This is a genomic window from Erwinia sp. 009765445 (assembly GCF_058137865.1).
This window is the reverse complement of the sequence record NZ_JBYUWC010000015.1, coordinates 1-22,817: the sequence shown is the minus strand read 5'-3', so window position 1 is coordinate 22,817 and position 22,817 is coordinate 1. Positions and strand designations below refer to the sequence as shown.

General features: G+C 53.7%; 22 protein-coding genes and 1 pseudogene. 14 read left to right on the top strand and 9 right to left on the bottom strand.

What is annotated here, in order from left to right; genetic code table 11:
- Window positions 1-22: 22 nt before the first annotated feature.
- Genes cyoE through cyoA form a run of 5 tightly spaced genes read right to left on the bottom strand, consistent with a single transcriptional unit; the run spans window position 23 to window position 4,780 of the window.
- Entirely contained in the window at window positions 23-910 is an 888-nt protein-coding gene (cyoE, locus tag AC3Y5R_RS16710) for a heme o synthase (RefSeq protein ID WP_489922252.1), read from the bottom strand.
- A gap of 14 nt (window positions 911-924) precedes the next feature.
- Window positions 925-1,254 carry a cytochrome o ubiquinol oxidase subunit IV gene (locus tag AC3Y5R_RS16705; protein ID WP_158783313.1) on the bottom strand — a complete coding sequence of 110 codons (330 nt, stop codon included), beginning with the start codon at window positions 1,252-1,254 and terminating at the stop codon, window positions 925-927.
- Window positions 1,254-1,868, bottom strand: coding sequence for a cytochrome o ubiquinol oxidase subunit III (locus AC3Y5R_RS16700; protein ID WP_158783312.1), 615 nt, complete (start codon window positions 1,866-1,868; stop codon window positions 1,254-1,256). The genes AC3Y5R_RS16705 and AC3Y5R_RS16700 overlap by 1 nt, the downstream gene beginning before the upstream one ends.
- Window positions 1,858-3,849: a cytochrome o ubiquinol oxidase subunit I gene (gene cyoB / locus AC3Y5R_RS16695; protein ID WP_158783311.1), complete on the bottom strand. Its 1,992-nt coding sequence runs from the start codon at window positions 3,847-3,849 to the stop codon at window positions 1,858-1,860. Before cyoB ends, AC3Y5R_RS16700 begins: the two co-directional genes overlap by 11 nt.
- 4 nt (window positions 3,850-3,853) lie before the next feature.
- Complete coding sequence (gene cyoA / locus AC3Y5R_RS16690; RefSeq protein ID WP_158783310.1) at window positions 3,854-4,780, bottom strand: cytochrome o ubiquinol oxidase subunit II; 927 nt, start codon at window positions 4,778-4,780, stop codon at window positions 3,854-3,856.
- Window positions 4,781-5,514: 734 nt separating this feature from the next.
- Between cyoA and AC3Y5R_RS16685 the strand changes: the two genes are divergently transcribed.
- From AC3Y5R_RS16685 to AC3Y5R_RS16640, 10 genes and pseudogenes are all read left to right on the top strand, one after another.
- Entirely contained in the window at window positions 5,515-5,850 is a 336-nt protein-coding gene (locus AC3Y5R_RS16685; protein ID WP_489922251.1) for a hypothetical protein, read from the top strand.
- A gap of 4 nt (window positions 5,851-5,854) precedes the next feature.
- On the top strand, window positions 5,855-6,544 hold the full coding sequence (locus AC3Y5R_RS16680; RefSeq protein WP_489922339.1) for an ABC transporter substrate-binding protein: 690 nt from the start codon (window positions 5,855-5,857) through the stop codon (window positions 6,542-6,544).
- A complete protein-coding gene (locus AC3Y5R_RS16675; protein ID WP_489922250.1) occupies window positions 6,541-7,533 on the top strand; it encodes a FecCD family ABC transporter permease in 993 nt (330 codons plus the stop codon). The genes AC3Y5R_RS16680 and AC3Y5R_RS16675 overlap by 4 nt, the downstream gene beginning before the upstream one ends.
- Window positions 7,530-8,312, top strand: coding sequence for an ABC transporter ATP-binding protein (locus tag AC3Y5R_RS16670; RefSeq protein WP_489922249.1), 783 nt, complete (start codon window positions 7,530-7,532; stop codon window positions 8,310-8,312). The genes AC3Y5R_RS16675 and AC3Y5R_RS16670 overlap by 4 nt, the downstream gene beginning before the upstream one ends.
- Window positions 8,302-8,961 (top strand): class I SAM-dependent methyltransferase, encoded by a 660-nt coding sequence (locus AC3Y5R_RS16665; RefSeq protein WP_489922248.1) that lies wholly within the window; start codon window positions 8,302-8,304, stop codon window positions 8,959-8,961. The genes AC3Y5R_RS16670 and AC3Y5R_RS16665 overlap by 11 nt, the downstream gene beginning before the upstream one ends.
- Before the next feature lie 10 nt (window positions 8,962-8,971).
- Window positions 8,972-9,822: pseudogene (gene modD, locus AC3Y5R_RS16660) on the top strand (ModD protein).
- 63 nt (window positions 9,823-9,885) lie between these two features.
- Complete coding sequence (locus tag AC3Y5R_RS16655; RefSeq protein ID WP_489922247.1) at window positions 9,886-10,320, top strand: Plug domain-containing protein; 435 nt, start codon at window positions 9,886-9,888, stop codon at window positions 10,318-10,320.
- A gap of 44 nt (window positions 10,321-10,364) precedes the next feature.
- Complete coding sequence (locus tag AC3Y5R_RS16650) at window positions 10,365-11,012, top strand: recombinase family protein (RefSeq protein WP_489922246.1); 648 nt, start codon at window positions 10,365-10,367, stop codon at window positions 11,010-11,012.
- Window positions 11,009-11,944: an Rpn family recombination-promoting nuclease/putative transposase gene (locus AC3Y5R_RS16645; RefSeq protein ID WP_489922245.1), complete on the top strand. Its 936-nt coding sequence runs from the start codon at window positions 11,009-11,011 to the stop codon at window positions 11,942-11,944. The genes AC3Y5R_RS16650 and AC3Y5R_RS16645 overlap by 4 nt, the downstream gene beginning before the upstream one ends.
- A gap of 168 nt (window positions 11,945-12,112) precedes the next feature.
- On the top strand, window positions 12,113-12,793 hold the full coding sequence (locus AC3Y5R_RS16640) for an IS6 family transposase (RefSeq protein WP_489922244.1): 681 nt from the start codon (window positions 12,113-12,115) through the stop codon (window positions 12,791-12,793).
- 117 nt (window positions 12,794-12,910) lie between these two features.
- On the opposite strand, the gene AC3Y5R_RS16635 is transcribed toward AC3Y5R_RS16640, so the two are convergent.
- Entirely contained in the window at window positions 12,911-13,627 is a 717-nt protein-coding gene (locus AC3Y5R_RS16635) for a GntR family transcriptional regulator (RefSeq protein WP_455813098.1), read from the bottom strand.
- A 117-nt stretch (window positions 13,628-13,744) separates the two neighbouring features.
- Here AC3Y5R_RS16635 and AC3Y5R_RS16630 point away from each other — a divergent pair, with 117 nt between their 5' ends.
- Genes AC3Y5R_RS16630 through AC3Y5R_RS16615 form a run of 4 tightly spaced genes read left to right on the top strand, consistent with a single transcriptional unit; the run spans window position 13,745 to window position 18,670 of the window.
- Window positions 13,745-14,539 carry an ABC transporter ATP-binding protein gene (locus AC3Y5R_RS16630; RefSeq protein WP_455813097.1) on the top strand — a complete coding sequence of 265 codons (795 nt, stop codon included), beginning with the start codon at window positions 13,745-13,747 and terminating at the stop codon, window positions 14,537-14,539.
- A gap of 16 nt (window positions 14,540-14,555) precedes the next feature.
- The gene (locus AC3Y5R_RS16625; RefSeq protein ID WP_455813096.1) at window positions 14,556-15,548 is read left to right on the top strand and encodes an ABC transporter substrate-binding protein; all 993 of its coding nucleotides are present in this window, start codon (window positions 14,556-14,558) and stop codon (window positions 15,546-15,548) included.
- Complete coding sequence (locus AC3Y5R_RS16620; protein ID WP_455813095.1) at window positions 15,545-16,291, top strand: ABC transporter permease; 747 nt, start codon at window positions 15,545-15,547, stop codon at window positions 16,289-16,291. The genes AC3Y5R_RS16625 and AC3Y5R_RS16620 overlap by 4 nt, the downstream gene beginning before the upstream one ends.
- Window positions 16,292-16,306: 15 nt before the next feature.
- On the top strand, window positions 16,307-18,670 hold the full coding sequence (locus AC3Y5R_RS16615; protein ID WP_489922243.1) for a CehA/McbA family metallohydrolase domain-containing protein: 2,364 nt from the start codon (window positions 16,307-16,309) through the stop codon (window positions 18,668-18,670).
- 99 nt (window positions 18,671-18,769) lie between these two features.
- Here the strand turns inward: AC3Y5R_RS16615 and AC3Y5R_RS16610 are convergent, their stop codons facing one another.
- From AC3Y5R_RS16610 to AC3Y5R_RS16600, 3 genes are all read right to left on the bottom strand, one after another.
- Window positions 18,770-19,324 (bottom strand): recombinase family protein, encoded by a 555-nt coding sequence (locus AC3Y5R_RS16610; protein ID WP_489922242.1) that lies wholly within the window; start codon window positions 19,322-19,324, stop codon window positions 18,770-18,772.
- 42 nt (window positions 19,325-19,366) lie between these two features.
- Window positions 19,367-20,290: an IS5 family transposase gene (locus tag AC3Y5R_RS16605; protein ID WP_489922241.1), complete on the bottom strand. Its 924-nt coding sequence runs from the start codon at window positions 20,288-20,290 to the stop codon at window positions 19,367-19,369.
- A 353-nt stretch (window positions 20,291-20,643) separates the two neighbouring features.
- Entirely contained in the window at window positions 20,644-22,659 is a 2,016-nt protein-coding gene (locus AC3Y5R_RS16600; RefSeq protein WP_489922240.1) for an AAA family ATPase, read from the bottom strand.
- Window positions 22,660-22,817: the final 158 nt, after the last annotated feature.

Below are 22,817 nucleotides of genomic sequence, written 5' to 3'. Positions count from 1 at the left end.
GCCCTTTATGATGAGGTCTGTCTTACCAGACGTAAGTCAGCAGGTCTTTTGAGGCCGGAGCCATAAAATCGACCGACATCATTACGCTCAGGGCAGTAATGGCGACGATAGAGAAGACGAACAGCTTACGGGCCCAGACGCGGTCATTCTGCGTTTTGTACCCTGAAAGCGCCATCCCCAGCCACCACACGCTGACCGCTGCAGCCACCACCAGATACTTGTAGCCTGCGTAACCCACCAGCGTTAGCATCAGGGTGGCAATCATAAACGCGAGGATATACAGCGTGATATGATTTTTCGCCACGGAGATACCTTTTACCACCGGCAGAACCGGGATATTCGCAGCCTGGTAATCTTTAAAGCGGAAGATGGCAATCGCATAGGAATGCGGCATCTGCCACAGGCTAAAGATAGCCAGCAGGATTAACGCACCAGCATCAAACTGGTTGGTCACGGCGCAGTAGCCAATCACCGGCGGCGCAGCGCCGGAGAGGCTGCCAATCAGCGTGCCATAGACAGACTTGCGCTTCATGTACAGGCTATAAATGCCGACATAAACCACAAAGCCCATCACCGCCAGCCACATGGCCAGCGGGTTAGCTCCGAAATACAGCAACGCGAATCCAGCAATACCCAGAACGGTTGCATAAACCAGAGAGACTGTCGGAGAAATGAGGCCTTTAACCAGCACCCGATTTCTGGTCCTCTCCATTTTCACGTCGATGTCACGGTCGATAAAGTTGTTATAAACACAACCCGATGCGACCACCAGCGAGACGCCGACTAAGGTGGAGAAAAACAGGGGATAGTCAATGTGGCCTTTCGAGGCCAGCAGAAAACCCCCGATCACAGAAATCAGATTTCCGAAAATAATTCCTGGTTTCGTTACTTGCAGGTATTGCTTAATCATCACTGGTAGCTCGGTTAGTTGGCCATCATGTTGTAGTTGAGGTTCCACATGATCCATAGCGAGCCAACAACAACTATCAAGATGATTATTGCGGCAAAAACAATTGCCACAAGGTTCCATCTTTCTTCAGAAGAGGTGTTCAGGTGCAGGAAGTACACCAGGTGCACCAGCACCTGGACAATCGCACAAACCAGAACCACACCCAGGATGGTCGCTTTAGAAGCGCCGCCGTCCATGACCATCCAGAACGGGATCGCGGTCAGAATGATCGACAGGATAAAGCCGATCATATAAGACTTCACGCTACCGTGTGACGCACCATGTTCGTTAACAGAATGACTCATTACATGGCTCCCATCAGGTAAACAATGGTGAATACACAGATCCACACCACGTCCAGGAAGTGCCAGAACAGGCTCAGGCACATCACACGGGTGCGGTTAGTTTCAGACAGACCACGTTTGGAGATCTGGTACATCAGTACCGCCATCCAAATCAGACCTGAAGTCACGTGCAGACCGTGAGTCCCTACCAGCGTAAAGAACGCGGAGAGGAAGCCACTGCGCTGCGGACCAAAACCTTCCATGATCAGATGATGGAATTCATAGATTTCCATCCCGATAAAGCCCAGACCGAACAGGAAAGTCAGCGCCAGCCAGCCGATAACGGAGCCTTTGCTGCCTTTGTTCATGCTGATCACGGCAAAACCATAGGTAATGGAGCTCAACAGCAGCAGGGCGGTTTCACCCAGTACGAACGGCAGTTCAAAAATATCTTTACCAGCCGGGCCGCCAGCGGTGTTGTTAACCATCACACCGAAAGTAGCAAACAGGGTGGCGAAGATGATGCAGTCGCTCATCAGGTAGATCCAGAAGCCAAAGACCTTATTGGCTCCTGCATCGTGATGCCCATGCTCCGCATGGGCGTCGTGGTGTTTAGTCAGAGTTTCAGTTGACATTTTTCAGTCCTGCTTTGCTAATTTCGTCAAAGTGCTGATTCTCGATTTTTTCGATCTCGGCAACGGGAACGTAGTAATCAACGTCTTCGTCGAAGCTCTTGATGACCCAGGTCAGGATCATGCCGAGGAACGACAGACCCACCAGCCACCAGATGTGCCAGATAGCTGCGAAACCGAACACCAGGCTGAATGCACCGATCACCACACCAGCACCGCTGTTTTTCGGCATGTGGATCTCAGCGTAGTGAGCAGGCTGTTTGTACGCTTCGCCTTTTTCCTTCATTTCCCAGAACGCATCGCGCTCGTGGATAACAGGCACTTCAGCAAAGTTGTAGAACGGTGGTGGTGAAGAGGTTGCCCACTCCAGAGTACGGCCGCCCCATGGATCGCCAGTCAGGTCACGCAGCTGCTCACGGTCACGTACCGAGACCCAGAACTGAGTGATCTGGCAGATAACGCCACAGGCAATCAGTGCTGCGCCGCCCGCTGCAACAACCAGCAGTGGGTGGAACTGAGGATCGATATTCTGGCTCAGACGACGGGTCATCCCCATGAAGCCCAGCGCGTACAGCGGCATAAAGGCAACGAAGAAGCCGATGATCCAGAACCAGAAGGCGCGGATACCCCATTTCTCGTTCAGGCAGAAGCCGAACGCTTTCGGGAACCAGTAAGTCACACCAGCGAAGCAACCGAACACCACACCACCGATAATCACGTTATGGAAGTGAGCAATCAGGAACAGACTGTTGTGCAGAACGAAGTCCGCACCTGGCACCGCCAGCAGAACACCGGTCATACCACCTACGGAGAAGGTGACCAGGAAGCCTACGGTCCACAGCATGGCAGAGTGCATCTGAATGCGGCCCTGGTACATGGTGAACAGCCAGTTAAAGATCTTAACACCGGTCGGGATGGCGATAATCATCGTCATAATACCGAAGAAGGCGTTAACGTTCGCTCCCGCACCCATGGTGAAGAAGTGGTGCAGCCACACGATAAAGGACAGGATGGTGATAACAATCGTTGCCCAGACCAGTGAGGTGTAACCAAACAGGCGTTTTTTGGAGAAGGTTGCCACCACTTCGGAGAACACACCGAAGACTGGCAGAACCAGAATGTAAACTTCCGGATGGCCCCAGACCCAGATCAGGTTCACGTACATCATCATGTTGCCGCCCATTTCATTGGTGAAGAAATGGAAGCCCAGATAACGGTCAAGGGTCAGCAGTGCCAGCGTCACGGTCAGCACCGGGAAGGCCGCGATAATCAGTACGTTAGTACACAGCGAAGCCCAGGTGAACACCGGCATTTTGAACATGGTCATGCCAGGAGCACGCATTTTCAGGATAGTAACGAAGAAGTTAATACCCGTTAATGTCGTCCCGATCCCCGACAGCTGCAGACTCCATATCCAGTAGTCAACGCCGACCCCTGGACTGTATTCCGCACCGGAAAGTGGTGGGTATGCCAACCAGCCGGTCTGAGCGAACTCGCCCACACCCAGTGACAGGTTAACCAGCACCACACCCACAGCCGTGAACCAGAAGCTCAGGTTGTTCAGGAACGGGAAGGCCACGTCGCGTGCACCGATCTGCAGAGGAACAGCGATGTTCATCAGACCGACAACAAACGGCATCGCTACGAAGAAGATCATGATCACGCCGTGAGCGGTGAAGATCTGGTCGTAGTGATGGGGAGGCAGGAACCCGGCCTCGCCGGCAGAAGCCAGCACCTGCTGGCTACGCATCATGACCGCATCGGCAAAGCCGCGCAGCAGCATAACGAAGGCCATGATGATATACATGATACCGAGTTTTTTGTGGTCAACAGACGTCAGCCATTCTGACCACAGGTATTGCCACTTACCGAAGTAAGTGATTGCTCCAGCAACCGCCAGACCACCAAGAATGATGGCGGCAACCGTAACCACGATAATCGGCTCGTGGTACGGTACTGCATCAAGGGTTAATTTTCCCAACATCGTATTATTCCTCGGCTCCAGCTTTAGGGGCGTCGCTCATGTCCATGCCTTCGTGTCCGGACATGTCCATTTTCCCGTGGTTCATCATGAACTTGTCAATAACCTGCTTGAACAGTCCAGGATTAGCAGTAGAGAAGAACTCAACAGGATGGTTTTCGCTAGGCGCGGCCAGTTTCTCGAAGTCATCCATGGTCATCAGCGTATTGGATGATTCTTTCGCCTTCGCAACCCACTGATCGAATGATGCCTGGTCAGGAGTGGCGATCGCTTTGAACTTCATACCTGAGAAGCCACGACCACTGAAGTTAGCGGAGATACCGTCAAACGTGCCGGGTTCATTCGCAATCAGATGCAGTTTGGTCTGCATGCCCGCCATAGCGTAAATCTGGCTACCGAGGGTAGGAATGAAGAAGGAGTTCATCACGGAGTTGGAAGTGATTTTGAAGTTCACTGGCGTGTTAGCCGGGAACGCGATCTGGTTCACTGTCGCAATACCCTGTTCCGGGTAGATAAACAGCCATTTCCAGTCCAGTGCCACCACGTCGATCTCAACTGGCTTCACATCAGAGGCCAGAGGCTTGCTTGGTTCCAGCGCGTGGGTCGATTTCCACGTCAGTACACCAAGGAAGATAATAATCAAGATGGGAACAGTCCACACCACGGCTTCCACTTTATTAGAGTGTGACCAGTTAGGGCTGTATTTGGCATTGGTATTGGATGCCCGATATTTCCAGGCGAACACCACAGCCATTAAGACTGCCGGAATAACGACGATCATCATCAAGCCAAAGGCTGTCAGTATCAGCGAACGTTGCTCCAGTGCAATCTGTCCTTTGGGATTCAACAATGCACTATCACAGCCACTTAACAATAAAGTGCCTGCAATTAATGACAAAATCCCCAAACTTTTATTGTATTTCCTGAGTCTCATTTAACGACCTCAATGACAAGGGCTCTATTGTCGTTTAAGTGTGGCGGCATTTTACGGGAACGTTTCATTACTGTAAACCAGCAACAGCTTGTGTCAGCGCCATGTTGACACCTTTTGCAAAGGCTGTCACAGATGTTGCTGGAGGTGACAAAATATGAATGGAGGCAAGGGGTTGGGGCAATATAACAAAAACCTATCGAAAAACCCATTCAAAAATCGTGGCTGATATAACCAGCGAATTTGGCACTCAAACATTTAACATATTTGCATCATTTGGGAGATGTGAATTATACAATAATAATAACGTACCGGTTTTTAATATTCTACACGGAGGGAATGTTGCGGGATAAACCTTTTAGGAAATAATGGAGAATGGCCAAATTATCCCCGCAGGCAATTGTTAAAAATCGTTTGTTTCCCGACCGCAACACCCCTTTTTTGAACGTCAAAAAAAGCCTTTTTGTTACGGTATTGTTAGGTGCAATTTTTTCACTTCACTTCCTTCTGTCGGCAGTGGGGTCAGCGCCGCCCGTTTTGTTCCTGCATGAGTGGATGTTTTTCCAAAAAAGTGCCAGAAACATGCCTGTAAATTGGGTGGTGCACCTCCAAATTAAGGCAGTTAATCCGAGCGGAATCACACTGTTCAGGCAGGTTATCATTTCAGTGTTGACAATATCCCGGGAGCATTATCATTATATAACCCGCTATATAGCGACTGAAAACAGGGAGTTGATATGGATATCACCCGACGCCGTCTGGCTGGCTTTGTTGCCGCCAGTGGCCTTCTCTCAATACTGCCTTTTCCTGCCCTGGCGACTGCACCAGGCCTGTTTATTTATGGCAAGCTTCCCTCACCTTCCCGAATTCGTACCGTTCTGAGCGCTGGTGCGCCCGGCGACCCGTTGCTGCTGGCGCTGGTTCCTGAAAAACTACTGGGTTTATCCTTTTTTGAACTCGCCCAGCCGGGCAATGAATTTCTGCCGGAGGAGATCCGCCGCCTGCCGAAAATTGGCCGTCTGGCTGGTCGGGCAAGTACGCTCTCACTGGAGCGGGTGATGGCTTCAGCCTGATGTCATCGTTGACTGTGGTACGGCAGATGCAACTTATCGTTCGCTGGCAGAGAGAATCAGCGCCCGAACCGGTATTCCGTGGGTGCTGGTTGATGGCGGGTTAGCGTCCACGCCCCGCCAATTGCGGCAGGTTGGGGGGCTTCTTGGGGTAAGCGACCGGGCTGAACAACAGGCCCGGCTGGATGAAAAATTTCTCAGCGAGGCGACGGTTTTTGCCGCCCGGCAGTCTCCAACCCGGACGTTTTATTCAGCCAGGGGGGTAAGAGGGCAGGAAACAGGGCTGGAAGGATCTTTGCACACGGCTGCTGCAGAACTGCTGGGGCTGAAAAATGTGGCAAAACAGGTCGGACAGTCGCGGCTGGCACAGATTTCAATGGAGCAGATCCTTGACTGGCAGCCTTCTCTGGTGATCACCCAGAGCCAGAGCGCATGGCAACATATTACCACCGATGCCGTCTGGCAGGGCGTGAAAGCGGTGCAGGATCGGCAGGTTCTGCTGTTTCCCCGACATCCTTTCGGCTGGCTGGATGCGCCTCCTGGCGTCAACCGGTTGATGGGGCTGCGTACTCTGCAGGCGCATTTTGATCCGCAGGTTAAACAGAGACTGGAGCGGGACCGGGCACTGTTTTTTAGATTGTTTTATCACGCGGAGCCTGATGTGAGCCAGTGGCAGCAATTGCTGAGTCCTTCATGAAAAGCTGGATGCTGTGGCTGATTGCCGCCGGGATAGCGCTGACCTGCGTAGTCGTTTCAGTTGGCGTTGGTGCGTTCCCTCTGACCGTTGCGCAGATGATCGGCCTGATCTTTCATCCGGGAGAAATCAGCCAGGCACCTGAACCGGGGATCGTCTTCTGGCAGATCCGACTGCCGCGTATTGCGGCCGCGTTGCTGATTGGTGCCGGGCTTTCCGCTGCCGGAGCCGCTTATCAGGGGATCTTACGCAATCCCCTGGTGTCGCCGGATATTCTGGGCGTTTCCGCAGGAGCCGGCCTGGGAGCCTCGCTGGCTATTTTGCTGGAAATGCCGGTGATCGCAATTCAGGCGTTCGCTTTTGTCGGTGGCCTGGTCGTGGTCACTCTTGCGACGGGGATTGCCCGCATGGCACGCCGGCACGACGCTGTTTTGTCGCTGGTGCTGGTGGGTATTGCCCTTGGGGCATTGTGCGGCGCGGCAATCTCGCTGATTAAAGTTATCTCCGATCCTTACACACAATTGCCGACGATTACCTTCTGGCTGTTGGGCAGTTTATCAGCCATAACTCCCGGCGACCTGATGACCGCCGGGGCCGGGATTATCGCCGGGCTGATGCCGTTGCTGCTCCTGCGCTGGCGGGTAAATTTGCTCAGCCTGCCAGATGAGGAGGCACAGGCACTTGGTGTGAATGTCACCCGGATCCGCATTCTCTTTATTGTCTGCGCCACACTGGTAACGGCCTGCGCGGTAGCGGTCGCCGGAGTGATTGGCTGGGTCGGGCTGGTGGTGCCGCATATCTGCCGTCTGCTGGTGGGAGCCAACTACCTGCGTTTGCTTCCCTTGTCGCTCTTTTGCGGAGGATTGTTTTTGCTGCTGACCGACACTCTGGCCCGTACCCTGGGCGCTATTGAGCTGCCACTTGGGATCCTCACTTCCTTTACTGGCGCTCCCTTTTTTCTGATGCTGCTTCTGCGCGGAGGGCGAAGGTGATGCTGTTACAGTTCGACAAGGTGACGCTTGGCTATTCCGGCGTCAGCATCTTGAGTGAAGTCAGTTTCAGCCTGCGTCGGGGAGAAATTTGCTGCCTGCTCGGCGGCAATGGCAGCGGAAAAAGCCCCCTGTTGCGCAGCCTGGTCGGGGCGATTAAACCTTCTGCGGGTGCCATTAACCTTGCGGGTAAACCGCTCGGTAGCTGGTCCGTGCGTGAGCGGTCAGCCCTTGTTGGTTGGGTGCCTCAGTCGCACCATACTCCGTTTGCTTTCAGCGTACTGGATATGGTGATGATGGGCAGCACAGCCGGGCAGGGAATCTTCAGCTCACCCGGCAAAAAGCAGCGTGACCAGGCCCGCAGCGCCCTCGCCGGGCTGGGGATCGGCAGGCTGGAGCCGCGGCTCTGGCCTACGCTGAGTGGCGGAGAACAGCAGTTGGTGCTGATTGCCCGGGCGCTGGTGCAGCAGCCACAGCTGATGCTGTTAGATGAACCCGCTGCCAGCCTGGATTTTGGCCACCAGATCGCTCTGCTGGAGCAGATCCACCAGCTGAAAAAATCCGGAATGACCCTGCTGATCGCGACTCACCATCCCATGCATGCCAGTGCGGTGGCCGACCGGGTGGCTTTCGTCAGCCCGGCAACAGGTGTCACCATCGGCTCTCCGGCAACCATGCTAACCAGCGTATCGCTGGCAACCCTTTATCAGGTGCAGGCGGAAGATATCCGCCGCCATCTGAATCTCAGCAACCAGCTACAGGAGAAAGAGCATGCTGATTGATGACATTGATTTCGGGGCCCTTTATCAGCAGCAGCTCAGGCTGGCAAAGCGTACCGAAAAGAGCCCGGAATACTGGGACGGGCGTGCACAGGAAATGTCTGCCATTTGTGCCAGCCCGCAAAGTCCTTATCTGCAGCAACTGCTGGCCAAAATTGATTTCACTGGCGCTTCCACTTTACTGGATGTCGGCTGTGGCCCCGGCACGGTCTGCCTGAATGCAGCTTCTCGGCTTGAGCAGGTTTACGGCATTGATTACAGCTCCGGCATGCTGGAGGCGGCCGCGCAGAAGGCAAAAGTGATGGGGGTGAATAACGTCACTCTGCTACAACGAGCCTGGGAAGAGTGTTGGGACGATCTTCCCGTCTGTGATATTGCCGTGGCATCACGCTCCACGCTGGTGGGGGATCTGCGTGACGCGATGTTCAAACTCAATCAGCAGGCACGCCTGCGAATCTACACCACCCACACGGTGACCGGCAGGTTCGGCGATCCGCAACCGGGCGAAGAAGAAAAACCCGAGCTGCCGAACTATATCTATGCCGTTAACGTGCTGTACCAGATGGGCATTCAGGCGCGGGTGGATTTTATCCGGCATCCTGACGCCCGCGACTGGGCACTGGTGTCCTGGGATCGGGTATCGCTGATTTAAGGAGGTCGCGATGATCTACATACCGGACAGCCTGCTCGAACGGTGGCTGCTGGAGGATATTCAGGGGGGTGACCTGACCACGCGCACGCTGGGTTTTGGATCCCGGTCCGGACAGATGGTGTTTTCACACCGGCAGGGCGGCTGCGTAAGCGGGCTGGAGTGCGCGCGGCGAATGCTGAAGCGACTGGATCTGCAGATCGATTTCGCCGTCCGCGATGGAGAAGTGGTGGCTTTGGGAGGACTTCTGCTGACAGCAACCGTCCCGGCGCAGGCACTCCATCAGGGATGGAAAGCGGTGCAGAACATGCTGGAGTGGAGCTGCGGCGTGGCTGACTACGTTTATCAGATGCAGCAGCGAATGAGGCAGTCGTGCCGGAAGGGCATATCGCCTGCACCCGCAAAACTATCCCCGGAACGAAATTGCTCGCCATGCAGGCCGTGTTAAACGGCGGTGGCATCATTCATCGTGCGGGATGTGCCGAAACAGTATTACTTTTTGCCAGCCACCGCCGCTTTTGCCGCGATCCTCAGGACTGGAAAGCGATGATAGCCACTCTGCGGCGGGAGGCTCCGGAAAAAGCAATCGTCGTTGAAGCGAATAACCTGCAGGAGGCAGAAGCGGCGCTGAAAGCACGGCCGGATGTTCTGCAACTGGATAAATTCACCCCGGCGGAAGTGTTGCAGGTGCAGGCGATAGCTGCACAACTGGCCCCCGAATGTCGGCTGTCGGTGGCCGGAGGGATCACTCTCGCCACCGTTGAAGATTTTGCCCGCACCGGCATTGCGCTGCTGGTGACCTCGGCACCTTATTACGCCCAACCAGCGGATATTTCAGTGGTTATCAGCCCTATGGACGACTAAAGGCTTCGTAAGGCTGCCACGGGCGTGGCGGCACTGCTTTATCACCAGATCAGGGAAATGATCATGAAAATAAGACCTCTCACTCTTTCACTGGCTGCCACACTGGCCATCACCGGGCAGCTCCAGGCAGAAGAACAGCCCCTTCAGGTCTGGTCCAGCCCGGTCGCTGCCAGCCGCGATATCCTTACGCCGGACACCTTTAACCAGCTTGAAAAACACGATGCCGCTGAAGCGCTGGCTACCGTGCCCGGCGTCACGCTGGACAAGTCTGGCAACCGCAATGAAATGCTGGTTCGCGTCAGGGGCTTCGACAGCAAACAGGTCCCCATTTACTACGACGGCGTGCCGATCTATATCCCTTACGACGGCAACCTCGATCTCAGCCGTTTTCTCACCTCCGGGCTGGCTTCGCTGGAAGTCTCAAAAGGTTATACCCTTATGATAGCAACACGAACAGATGCAAATATGGTATCACTGGACTTCATTCAGACAATTTGATAGTTAACACTCTCATCTTTTAATTGCTATTGAGATTAAGACACATGGCTCTCGTGGGTTACGCTCGTGTATCGACGACCGATCAGGATCTGACGCACCAGATCGCAGTTTTGACTGCCACTGGCTGTCGGAAAATTTTCGCTGAAAAAATAACCGGCACAAAAAAGGAAGGGCGTCAGGCGCTCGATGAATGCCTGGATTACTTACGGGAGGGAGATACGCTGGTGATCACCCGTATTGACCGGCTGTCACGAAGCCTGCGCGACCTGCAAAATCTGGTACACGAGCTCGAAGGGCAAAATATCAAACTCAGGGCCACTGAGCAGGCCATTGATACATCCTCCGCTTCCGGCAAGGCTTTTCTGGATATGCTGGGCGTCTTCGCCGAATTCGAAACCCGCCTGCGTCAGGAACGGCAACGGGAAGGAATTATCCGGGCGAAAGCCAGAGGCGCATATAAAGGAAGAAAACCCACCGCTCAGGCAAAAACGCAGCAGGTCATTGAGCTCACCATGGCCGGATTAACCCGCGAAGCAGTTGCCGGCCAGCTGGGCATAGGCAAGGCCAGTGTTTACCGGATATTAAAAGCATGGCGCCTGCAGCATCCCGAAGCCATCCTGCCCGGTGAACGGGTTAAGCCCCTGAGCAGCAATAGTGAGACAGTGACCGATCGTGCTACGATAGTCCCATGAAAAATAACCCGACGCCCCATGATGCCGCATTCAGGCAGTTTCTGACCCAGCCCGATATTGCCCGCGACTTTATGGAACTCCATCTTCCGGCAGAGCTGCGCGCTATCTGTAACCTCAGCACGCTGAAGCTGGAGTCCGGCTCCTTTGTCGAGGATGATCTCCGCCAGTATTTCAGCGACGTGCTCTACAGCCTGAAAACCACCGCCGGGGATGACGGCTACGTGCATGTGCTCATCGAGCACCAGTCGAGTCCTGATCGGCACATGGCTTTCCGGCTCATCCGGTACGCGGTGGCTGCCATGCAGCGTCATCTTGATGCCGGTCACAAAAATCTGCCGCTGGTCATTCCGGTGCTGTTCTATACCGGCAGACGCAGCCCGTATCCCTATTCCACCAACTGGATGCAGGAATTTGACGATCAGGCGCTGGCCGCGAAGCTGTATACCGGCAATTTTCCGCTGGTTGACGTGACGGTCATTCCCGACGATGAAATAATGAACCACCGCAGTATGGCCGCGCTGACCCTGCTGCAGAAACATATCCGCCAGCGGGATCTGGCAGAGCTGACGGACAGGCTGGCCACTATCCTGCTGGCCGGCAGTCTGTCTTCGCCACAGGTCATTTCGCTGGTACACTATATTCTACAGGCAGGAGAGTCGTCGGATGCGCAGGCGTTTGTACGTGAGCTGGCGCTCCGGGTCCCGCAACATGAGGAAGAACTGATGACGATCGCACAACAGCTTGAACAGAAGGGCATCGAGAAGGGGATTCAGCTGGGTGAACAGCGCGGTATTGAAAAAGGACGGCAGGAAGGAATGCTTGAAGGCAAACTTCAGGTTGCCCGTACCATGCTGCAGAACGGCATCGATCGCAGCTCGGTAATGCAAATGACCGGGCTGTCCGACGATGACCTGGCGCAGATTCACCATTAATCTCCCTGTCCGGCAGGGCAGGGCTGGCCGGATAAGGCCGGAGCCGTGGCACCGGTAAGCACCGCGTCGGCACTCAGCCTCTGGTGTTCTGCGCCACCCCGGCACACGGTTCTGTCGCATTAAGGCTGCGTCAGGTAACATGCTGTTTTTTTGTGATGTTTCCTGCCCATGTCCCTGACCCGAAAAGCCTTCAAACGCCTGCATTACCCCGCTGATGTTATCGCTCAGTGTGTCCGCTGGTATCTGGCTTATTCCCTGAGCCTGCGCAACCTGGAAGAGATGATGGCTGAGCGCGGTATCACCGTCGACCATTCCACGCTTCACCGCTGGGTCATCCGGCTGGTACCACTGCTGGATACGGCGTTCCGCCGGCATAAACGTGCCGTGGGCCGCCGGTGGCGAATGGATGAAACCTACATCAGGGTCAGGGGACGGTGGAAATATCTGTACCGGGCGGTCGATACTGAAGGTCAGACCATCGACTTTTGGCTGACGGCTAAACGGGATGCCGCTGCGGCCCTGCGCTTCTTCCGCAAAGCCATTCGCCGGCATGGCGAACCTGAGGTGGTGACCATCGATAAAAGTGGCGCCAATACGGCGGCACTGGCCACACTCAATGCCGGTAAATCAGAAGAAGAAATCATCACCATCAGGCAGAACAAGTATCTGAATAACCTGATTGAGCAGGATCACCGAAATATCAAACGACGGACACGAGCTATGCTGGGATTCAAATCGTTCCGGCGTGCGCAGTGTCTCCTGGGAGGAATTGAGCTGGTCCACATGATAGGGGTCCGCATGGAAAACGGCAAATATCCTACGTTAGGCCTGTTTTTTAAGCAGCTTTGAGCGAACAGCAGACCATATTTGGCCCCGGTCACGTATTTACAATGGCGCCGACATAGGATTTTAACTTTACGTGTTCTGATAGAGATTCCGGCGGTTACCGTACAGGCCTGCAAATTTTCATCCATTGCTCAATGTAAATTCGTAACGTTCAGGGCGAATGAAGAAGCGAGAGTTTTCCGCACACTGACCGTTTTCAAACCAGGATGTCCTCTCTAGAAGGAAGAGCGGCGAGTTTTTAGCGATGCCCAGCACTTCGGCAAGTGCCTTATCGGCAAAGTCCAAACGGATGGCGATATCAGAACGGCTTATCGCACTCTGGGTGGCTTTTTCCAGCAAAGCCCAGGTGGGTTCCTGCTCCGTCTCTTCCCAGCTAAGCGCATGAGGGAAAGCCAGAAAATGGCTGTAACACACGGCAATCGGCTCGTTATCCACCAGATGCAACCGTGAGATAAAGGTCAGAGACCGGGCCATCTCAAACAGGGTGAGTAACGGCTCGGGTGTGGGGATCTGCTCTTTAGCCAGCAGGCGCATACTCGCGTTCAGCCCCTGCTGCTTAAGGGACTCATGAAAGCTGCGCATAACATTGATACCGTGCGCTACTTTTTTGCCTGACACGTAGGTGCCTTTCCCCTGTTTACGCTCAACAATACCCCGCTCAGTGAGAGACTTAAGCGCAAGCCGGACCGTGACCCTGCTGACGGAAAAGCGCGCTTCCAGCGCAGATTCAGAGGGCAGCTTTCCGCTTGGCTGATAGTGGCCGGCGGCAATTTCCTGCTGCAGCGTATCGGCAATCTGCCGGTACAACGATGTCATGTTTTCACGCACTAATGTCATTCAGGTTCCGTCTCTCGTATTCCGTTCGGATCTAGTTTAGTCAGAAGCGATCTTAGACCAGCTTGTATTAATACGTATTATAACCATATCTCAATTTACTTACACGTGATGTCCAGCATGACAACTTCTGCGTCACCCGCACTGGCGGTAGACAATATCACTTTTCGTTACCCCGGCAGCGCACCGGTGTTTCGCAATTTCAGTTTCCATGCACGGCAGGGCGAATTTGTCGTGCTGCTGGGGCCTTCCGGCTGCGGCAAGAGCACCCTGCTTAACCTGCTGGCGGGATTCACCGAGCCTGAAGAGGGGACCGTTAAAATTGATGGGCAGCGGACCACGCCAGAGAACAACCAGCTGGGTTACGTGTTTCAGCAGCCGCAACTCTTTGGCTGGCTGAGCGTGCTGGAGAACGTCCGGTTCGGCCTGCGTATGCAGAAACGCGAGGACGTCGCTTCTCAGCGTGAACGCGCGCTGTCTTATCTGCAGCGGGTGGGGCTGGCGCATGCCGCCCAGCAGTTTCCACATCAGATGTCCGGGGGAATGCAGCAGCGCGTGTCGCTGGCGCGTGCGCTGGCACTGGAGCCTGACGTATTGCTGATGGATGAGCCGTTCGCTGCCCTTGATGCCATCACCCGCGGTGATATGAACGAAGAGACGTTGCGCCTATGGTCTGCCATCGGCCAGACCACCGTATTTATCACGCACGACATTGAAGAAGCCGTCTTCCTGGCCGATCGCGTCATCGTCCTGAATCGTGCTCCGGGCGGGGTGCACAGCGAACTCACCATTTCTCTGCCGCGTCCGCGCAGCAATCTGGAGACGCGGCAGCTTCCGGCTTTTGCTGCATATCGCAATGAATTACTGAAGCGTATTACAGACGTGATGCAGCAGTCCCACAGTCACTCACTCTAATAAAACGGAACGCCAAATGGGTAAATCATTTCTTGCTGTGCTGATATCAGGGGTTTTATTTAACGCGGCTGACGCATCGGACTCACAGCCGCTGCGCATTGGCTGGGTTTATGCGCTGGCAAACGCACCGGCGCTGATTGCAGAAAAAGAGGGTTTTTACAAGCAGGAAGGGTTAAACGTCGAGCTAAAGTCCTTTGGCGACGGGCCGGTTATCAGTCAGGCGCTGGCCGCGCACGAGCTGGATGCAGCTTACATCGGTGCGACGCCGGTGTTTCAGTGGTTCTCTCGCGGTCTGAAGGGACAAATCATTGCCAAAGTGAACAGCGGGCAGGCCGCGCTGATCGTTCCGGCAAAAAGTGGCATTTCAACCCTGGCTGACCTGAAAGGCAAACGTATCGCAGGGGTGAAAAAGGGCAGCGGGATGGATGTCCTGCTGCGCGGAGTCGTGCTGCAGCCTGCTGGGTTAATCGCAGATAAAGATGTGCAGGTGCTGAGTATGCCACCCGGAAACATGCCCGCAGCATTGCAGCAGGGTGTGGTAGATGCTGCCTTTACCTGGGAGCCTTTTGTCAGCGAAGCGCTGCTGCGCGGTGATGCAAAAGTGCTGCTCGACGTGAATAAGGTTCAACCGGGTTATCCGTGGTATGTGCTGATGGCACTCCCGGAAACGTTAAAGGACCGTCCTGACGACGCCGTGAAACTCATCCGCGCCCATCAGAAGGCGGTGGATTTCATCAACCAGCACCCGGCAGAAGCGGATCGGATTATGGCCAACGCGTTTAAGCTGCAGTCCATCAAAACCGCAGACGGCAAAACGCTGCCGCCGGAGGCAGTGGTAGAAGAGGCGCGTAAACGCATTCAGTGGTCAGTGTCACTGACGCATAAAGACGGGGCGTTCTTTGAACAGCTGACGAAGGATTCCCGGTCGCTCGGCTACATGCAGAAAGCCCCTGCGCTGAATGAATTTGTTGATACGCAGTGGCTGAAAAAAGCAGGGATCACGCAGTGAAGTTAACGCCAAACTGGGGCTGGGCGTCGCTGCCCACTCTGCTGGTTGTCTGGATGGCTGTGGCCAGCCACTATCCTTCTTACGTGCTGCCGCAACCCTGGGATGTATGGCATGAAGCAGTGCGCTGGTTCAGTGACGGCTCCATATGGGCTCAGCTTAGGGTGAGCCTGCTGGAGGAGTTCGCCGGGTTCGTTATCGCCGTAGTGCTGGCGCTGATCCTGGGCGTCAGCGCCGGGCTGTCCGATCGGTTCAGGGATTTTCTCACGCCGCTGAACAGCCTGTTTATGGCCATCCCGCCCATTGCGTGGGCACCGCTTATGCTGCTTATTTTTGGTCTGGGCATCGTCTCTATCGTGGTGGTGATTGTTATTGCCGCGCTTTTCCCGATGTGTCTGACCATTCAGGAGGGGATCCGGGGCATTCGCGGCGGGGAAGTGAGAGCGGCGCGCACGCTGGGTGCTGGCCCGGCTCAGTTACTGCTTCATATCTATCTGCCGAGCTCATTACCGTTTATCACTGCTGCGCTGCGTATTGGATTCAGCCAGGCTTGGCGCGCACTGGTGGCGGCTGAAATGCTTGGAGCCTCTCAGGGCATTGGCTGGATGGTAGCGATGGGCGGCCAGACGGGTAACAGCAGCCAGGTGCTGCTGGGAATCTGCCTGATCGGGCTCATTGCCTGGCTGATGGAAAATCTTGTGTTTCGTCGCATCGAGCAGCGCTACCAGCGCTGGCGTGCCCAATAATTGTGTGAGGTTAATGTGAGTCAGTTTGATATCCGTGATGCAGGCGATTACATCGCCCCCAAAGGCCTATATGAGCAGAATAAAGCTCGCCCGTTTCTGGGCAGCGTCACCAGTTCACACTGTCAGCTAACGGCAGGTGTCTGGGAAGAGATCCAGCTGGAGTATACCGTGGGTGCCAGCGGCCTCGCTGATGGTGCATGGCTGAAGCTTGCCTTTAAATTTTACTCGGACTGGGCGCTCTTTCAGACCTGCAACCCCGCTGCTGCGAACTATGTCAGCGCCGAGTATCAGGCAGGCCCCCTGTTGCCGGGGCAGAGCCCTGCCACTGTGCAGCACCTGAAAGTGCGCTTCGACCAGAAAGGGCATGAGCGACCGTTCCAGAAGGCGATTCTGATTGATATCGTCGATGGCTACATCAACCCCGGGGATAAAATCATTATCCGTCTCGGCGACCGCCGTCGGGGCGGAGGCGGGACCCGCGTACAGAGTTTTGTCGAGAAAGATTTCCGTTTCCGTCTATTTGTCGACCCGCTGGGCAGCTCAAAATTTGCTGAAGTGCCGGGGGACACGCTGCTGGATATCGTACCCGGTGCCCCGGCGTCCCTTTCCGTCATTGCCCCCCGGCTACTGGCTCCTCATACACCGTTCTCCGCCATCATCCGGCTGGATGACAGTTGGGGTAATACCTGCCGGGAACTGCCGCTGTCAGGACGGCTGGCACTGACCTCCTCTAAAGGGGAAACGCAGCACCATGACTTCCAGCTGGCCGGGCAGGGCTGGGCGATTGCGCGTATCGCTGATTTGCAGCTTTCTGCAGGAGAGTGGTCAGTCAGCGCGACGCTGGACGCGCTCCCGCCGCTGGAGGGCAAAGCGTGGGTTACGGCCGAAGAGACTGCGACGGGCCTGCGCCCGCTGTATGCCGATCTTCATGTGCATTCTGATGACACCGTCGGGACCAATGACACGCTGTATAACCTGAGTTACGGACGTGACGTCGCCGGTCTTGATATTCTGGGATATACCGCAAACGACTTCAACGTTACAGAAGCGCGCTGGAAACAGGCGGTAAAACTGATTAATGAGTTGAACCAACCAGAGAGCTTTGTCTGCTATTCCGGTACCGAGTGGTGCGGCAATACCTGTGCTGGCGGCGACCACAACGTGGTGTTTCTTGAAGATGATGAACCCCAGTTCCCGTTTGATAATCAGGGCCGGCTGGTACGCTCTTTCGAGTGGAACGAGTTTACCGCCGGCACCATCAAACCGGGGGCGTGGCCACTGGACGAGCTTTATGCCGCCTACGCGCGCGAGCCGCACAAACACCTGCTTATCCCGCACGTCGGCGGGCGGCGGTGCAACCTCGACTGGCACCATCCTGAACTGGAGAGACTGATTGAAGTCGGCTCTGCGTGGGGACAGTTCCACTGGGTCTACGCTGAAGCGCTGGAGCGCGGTTACCGGCTGGGTGCGACTGCTAACAGTGATGAGCACCAGGGACGCTGCGGTGGAGGAGTGCCCGCCACGGCGGTATTCGGTTCACGTGGTGGACTGACCGGCGTACTGGCCGAACGTTTTGACCGTAAGGGCGTGGCGACCGCGCTACGTGCCCGCCACACGTTTGCCACCACGGGTGAACGCAGCTATGCCGAACTGCGGGCCGGCAATGCGCTGATGGGTGACGTGGTTGCATACAGTTCAGTTGATGCGCTGAGCTATCGCCTGTTAGGCGATGCCGGCTGGGAAGCTATAACGCTTTATGACGGTGAAAAAGAGGTGTGGCACCGGGATTTGCACGCGGAACTGGGCCGTTCTCAGCGACAGTTCCGTGTTCGCCTGAGTGGCGCACGCATCAAAGATCGCTATCGCGGTGCGTACTGGACAGGGCATATTGACGTCGCCGGGATGCCCATCAATGGTTTCTCCCTGACCGGCGCTGACCACCCTGAACAGACTGTGTGGCGCGAGAGCCATACTCAGATTGGCTTGCGGACGGACACCAATGGAGACAGTGACACGGTAACTGTCAGCACCGGTGGGCTGCATGGGGCAAAGGTACGTGTACATTTGGAGATAAGCAGATACATCAAAGTGGGCGATCCGCTTACGCCTCAACCTCATTCATGGGCACCCGTTTTTGACGCTGAGATTGATGGCAAAGCCCTTCTGTTATCAGGTAAAGAGACTTTTACGCTGGCGGGTACTGAGCTGCAGGTCGAGATCGAACTGGTGACAGAACAGCAGCTACCGCGTGACCTCCGGGGTGATGTACTGCTTTCAGAACTCAATCTGCCTGCAAAATCTGAGCATGCTCTGTTCATTAGTGCGAGACAGAAAGACCAGTCGCGTATCTGGACCTCGGCTCTTTTCCTCACGCGTTAACATCCTTCGGCGGCGTCTAAGGCGCCGCTGTAATCATCTTTAAAGTGCGAAGTCCGCTCCTGGCACATAACAGACCGTCCAGCTGTGAACTCAGGGTCATTATTGCCCTGCCTTTACCCTGAGTATGGTTTGTCGGGTGGTATTAAATTCATGCGCAATGGCGCTGATACTGATCCCGGAGTTAATCCGTGCAATCACCGTAATTTTCTGTTCTTCATTCAGCACTGAAGGACGTCCAAACCGCTTTCCGGCTGCTTTTGCCCGCGCAATACCAGAGTGCGTACGCTCTAGCAGCAAATCTCGCTCAAACTCAGCCACGGCTGAAATCACCTGCATGGTCATTTTCCCTGCCGGACTGGCCAGGTCCACGCCCCCCAACGCCAAGCAATGTACCCGAATGTCAGACACTGCAAGTTGTTCGACGGTTTTTCTTATATCCATCGCATTACGACCAAGACGGTCAAGTTTGGTGACAATCAGTACATCACCATTTTCCATGCGATCAAGCAGTCTGATAAATCCTGGTCTTTCGCTGGCCGCGACTGACCCACTGATGTGTTCCTCAATTATTCGCTGAGGTCTGACAGCAAAACCGGCAGTTTCGATTTCTCTGCGTTGGTTCTCTGTTGTTTGCTCCAGAGGGCTTTGTTGCATAAATCAGATTTAGATCGAGCCTGTCTGTAGTGAGTTGGTTTTTCAGGCGATACGCACGCTTTCTGGCATTCCGGCCTTCGTCATTTTGTTCAGCGCACGCACCATGGCCAGAGCCTCTGCTACCTGACCATCATAGTCACGCAACGTCAGTGAACCTCCGAACAGCTGCTTCACCCTGTACATCGCCGTTTCCGCTATAGAGCGACGGTTATAATCTGTGCTCCATTTCCACCGGGCATTGCTCCCGCTCAGACGCTGATTCGCAACGGCACGGTTGCGGTCTGCGTATTCACCGGGCCAGTAACCCGCTCCCTTTCGCGGAGGGATGAGGGCGCTGATTTTCTTACGACGTAGTTCATCGTGACATAACCGGGTGTCGTAAGCACCGTCCGCTGCGGCTGACCTGATTTTTCGATGAGTCTGCCGGATTAGAACCGGGAAGGCCTCTGCATCAGTCACGTTGTTCAGCGACAGGTCAGCACAGATGATTTCATGCGTTTTCGCGTCAGCGGCCAGATGCAGTTTTCGCCAGATACGCCGGCGTTCTTTGCCGTGTTTTTTGATTTTCCACTCACCTTCACCGAAGACTTTCAGTCCCGTGGAATCAATAACCAGATGCGCTATTTCACCCCGGGTTGGCGTTTTGAAACTGACATTAACTGACTTTGCCCGTTTACTGACGCTGCTGTAATCAGGACAGCGTAACGGAACGCCCATCAGGGAAAAAATGGAATCAATGAAGCCCTGAGCAGTTCGCAGGGTGAGCCGGAATACGCGCTTAATCACCAGGACGGTCGTAATGGCAAGGTCGGAATAGCGCTGAGGCCGCCCACGTGATGAGGGCGTTGCTGAGTCATACCATGCCCTGACAGCTTCATCATCCAGCCAGAAGGTTATGGAGCCACGGTTGATAAGGGCTTTGTTGTAGGTGGGCCAGTTGGTAATTCTGAACTTCTGCTTTGCCATGGGACTGCCTGTGTTGTCAGGATGATGCGTGATCTGATCCTGCGATTGAGCAAAAGTTCGATTTATTCAACAAAGCCGTCCGGATCTGAAAAATGAGCCCGTTATCGTCCTTTCGAATAATGATCTGAGGGATATAAACTGTTAGTTAGAGATCGAAAACTTAAATCCGGATATGAAGCTCCTTCACTACGATTTTACAACCCAAAGCAGCCAGTCGAATGATCAGGAATTCAGAGACGCCTTATTAATATGCGCTGTGTCTCATGGTCTCCGAAGCACTTGTTAATATAATCGCGATAAGTCAGTCGAAGAACCCCAGCCGGAGTCAAGGTACCGGCTGGTGAAGGTGTGAATCATTTCAGAGAGTTATTAATTTCTTTGAAAAGCCCTGTAAATCGTTTTATGGTGGTTTCTGACAAATTTTCAGGTGTATTAGTCGCGAAAGCGGCAGCGACGGCATAGTGATTATATCCGCCAGATGGTCGGATTTTTATGCTGTTGTTTGAGAGATATTTTTCGATACGCTGAACAATGCGATCCCCCGCTGGAAGATTCGTATCGTCAATAATCATACCATTCAACTCTTTTTTGTATACCCCACAGAAAAGCTTCAAGTAGGCATTTGGATCTATTAGGTCTTCGACATCTGTAGGAATACTGTCCTCTCCCATCTTAGATATGTCGCGAAATTGAGAAAAATTAAATACCGATTTTTTTTTCAGTAATTTTTGTTGGATTAAAGATTCAAGTTTTTGGTCGGGCTTTCCGTTGTAATCATGTAATATTGTAAGATTGAGCCCGTTTGCACCCAAGAGCGAGACGAAGGTCGCGACGTTGCTCAATCCCCCTACCGGAACAATGGTGGCGTTATTAGTAAGCCCTACATTACCTTTTGACTCTACAATTTTCGACATGACTTGTAATATTGAAAGCTCTGATATTCCTTCGACCAGCAAGTTATATTTTGTGACAAAGAGATTTTGGGCCAAATTCCATCCCAGAGCTGCTTGGAGAGGGAATATTGTGCGTGGATCAGATCCAGATAAGTTGTCTGAAATAACTGTGCCCAACTTGGCTTTATCTTCCACAACTCTGACTTGGTGTAGTCTGTCTGAGTGCACCATGAAAGGTGAGTGTGTTGTATATATAACCTGTTGATCTTTTGAAAGATTATCAATGTAGTTGAGAAAGTCGGTTTGGGCCAAGGCGTGCAATGCAAGTGCAGGCTCATCTAGTAATAGAATCAGACTTTTTTCCGAGTCCCGCCCACTTGGATCAATCTGGTGTTGAACGCTGTCGAACCAAACTAAGAAGCTGAAGAACCAAATAAAGCCACGGCTGCGCTGGTCAAACGGAGTCGATACACCACGGTGACGCCGATTTTTAATGCGGAGATAAATATTCGGCCCATTGTTGAAAGGGCTAGCATCTGAAGAGTCGGCACGAATATCTATCTCAACTTCTAGGTCTTCATTTTGCTTCCAAAATTCAAGAACCTGATCGGTCAAGCTTATCGATACCGCCTCAATTTGAGATTTAAGTTCCTCGTAGGATGTGCCGTTGTCAAAATCATCTAGATCAACTTCTGCCATGCGAAGCAGTGCGAGAACAGCCTGATGCTTGGGCTCGATTTGCTTATGCGCATTTGCAGGGTCTGCAGTTGCAGCTGTCACTCGCTGTTTTAAGTCATTCAGATTGAGCTTTCCGGGCAATAAATCATAGTCACTGAAATACAAAAATTTAGGTATAAATGCCTTGAAATGCTGGTACGCATCGTATCCACAGATCTGGTCCCAGCCTGAAGACTTGTCTGCGGCTGCTACTCTTTTCGTCAACGAATCGATTAACATTTTATCAGCTTCGTTGACAGTGCTTACAGCCATCAATTCTGTTAAAGCAGTCCGAACACCAGTTGCAGTCTTTAGCACTTCCTTTGTTTCGTCGCTTAGATTCGAATTGGTCGCCAATTTTTTTAATGCCGGGCCATCCAATACGCTTATAGAAATCGTGCCACCATTTTTATAATTGCTCGTAATGCTGAATGTAAAACCTTTTTTGATTTCAGTTCCTAAGAGCGTATTCACCTGATTGATCTGTGCATCAGTTGGCGCGTAGGTTAGTTTGACGGCTGTATCTGGGTTTTCTTCATGGTGCCGCTTGTAACCAGTAAGATCTTTCCTTGGATAGTCATCGGTCACATTGAATTTTTCCTTGCCTAAAGCATCGTTCGATTTGTGCAAGGCTTTCAAGAAAACAGTTTTACCAGCTTCATTCATTCCGACGATTACAGTTACTTGCGAATCAATTGACACTTCTTGAGGTTCATTAATGGAGCGAAAGGGTCCTACAACTGCGGTCACAAGCTTCATAGCTTCACTTCCTTTATAATAATAAAGACCGATTCTGCTCTGCAGAAACGGAGACAAAGCGGCTTTCTGATGATAGTTAGGTGGACTGACCCCACAACCGTAGACATTTCCTGTCCTCACGACGAGGCCAGTTCAAAGGCCTCCGGACTGACGCCGCC

Coding starts and splice junctions, on each gene's coding strand:
- cyoB (WP_158783311.1), bottom strand. CDS start 3,849: ATGTTGGGAAAATTAACCCTTGATGCAGTACCGTACCACGAGCCGATT.
- AC3Y5R_RS16600 (WP_489922240.1), bottom strand. CDS start 22,659: ATGAAGCTTGTGACCGCAGTTGTAGGACCCTTTCGCTCCATTAATGAA.
- AC3Y5R_RS16605 (WP_489922241.1), bottom strand. CDS start 20,290: ATGGCAAAGCAGAAGTTCAGAATTACCAACTGGCCCACCTACAACAAA.
- AC3Y5R_RS16665 (WP_489922248.1), top strand. CDS start 8,302: ATGCTGATTGATGACATTGATTTCGGGGCCCTTTATCAGCAGCAGCTC.
- AC3Y5R_RS16645 (WP_489922245.1), top strand. CDS start 11,009: ATGAAAAATAACCCGACGCCCCATGATGCCGCATTCAGGCAGTTTCTG.
- AC3Y5R_RS16610 (WP_489922242.1), bottom strand. CDS start 19,324: ATGCAACAAAGCCCTCTGGAGCAAACAACAGAGAACCAACGCAGAGAA.
- AC3Y5R_RS16655 (WP_489922247.1), top strand. CDS start 9,886: ATGAAAATAAGACCTCTCACTCTTTCACTGGCTGCCACACTGGCCATC.
- cyoA (WP_158783310.1), bottom strand. CDS start 4,780: ATGAGACTCAGGAAATACAATAAAAGTTTGGGGATTTTGTCATTAATT.
- AC3Y5R_RS16685 (WP_489922251.1), top strand. CDS start 5,515: ATGGATATCACCCGACGCCGTCTGGCTGGCTTTGTTGCCGCCAGTGGC.
- AC3Y5R_RS16675 (WP_489922250.1), top strand. CDS start 6,541: ATGAAAAGCTGGATGCTGTGGCTGATTGCCGCCGGGATAGCGCTGACC.
- AC3Y5R_RS16630 (WP_455813097.1), top strand. CDS start 13,745: ATGACAACTTCTGCGTCACCCGCACTGGCGGTAGACAATATCACTTTT.
- AC3Y5R_RS16625 (WP_455813096.1), top strand. CDS start 14,556: ATGGGTAAATCATTTCTTGCTGTGCTGATATCAGGGGTTTTATTTAAC.
- AC3Y5R_RS16700 (WP_158783312.1), bottom strand. CDS start 1,868: ATGTCAACTGAAACTCTGACTAAACACCACGACGCCCATGCGGAGCAT.
- AC3Y5R_RS16650 (WP_489922246.1), top strand. CDS start 10,365: ATGGCTCTCGTGGGTTACGCTCGTGTATCGACGACCGATCAGGATCTG.
- cyoE (WP_489922252.1), bottom strand. CDS start 910: ATGATTAAGCAATACCTGCAAGTAACGAAACCAGGAATTATTTTCGGA.
- AC3Y5R_RS16635 (WP_455813098.1), bottom strand. CDS start 13,627: ATGACATTAGTGCGTGAAAACATGACATCGTTGTACCGGCAGATTGCC.
- AC3Y5R_RS16705 (WP_158783313.1), bottom strand. CDS start 1,254: ATGAGTCATTCTGTTAACGAACATGGTGCGTCACACGGTAGCGTGAAG.
- AC3Y5R_RS16640 (WP_489922244.1), top strand. CDS start 12,113: ATGTCCCTGACCCGAAAAGCCTTCAAACGCCTGCATTACCCCGCTGAT.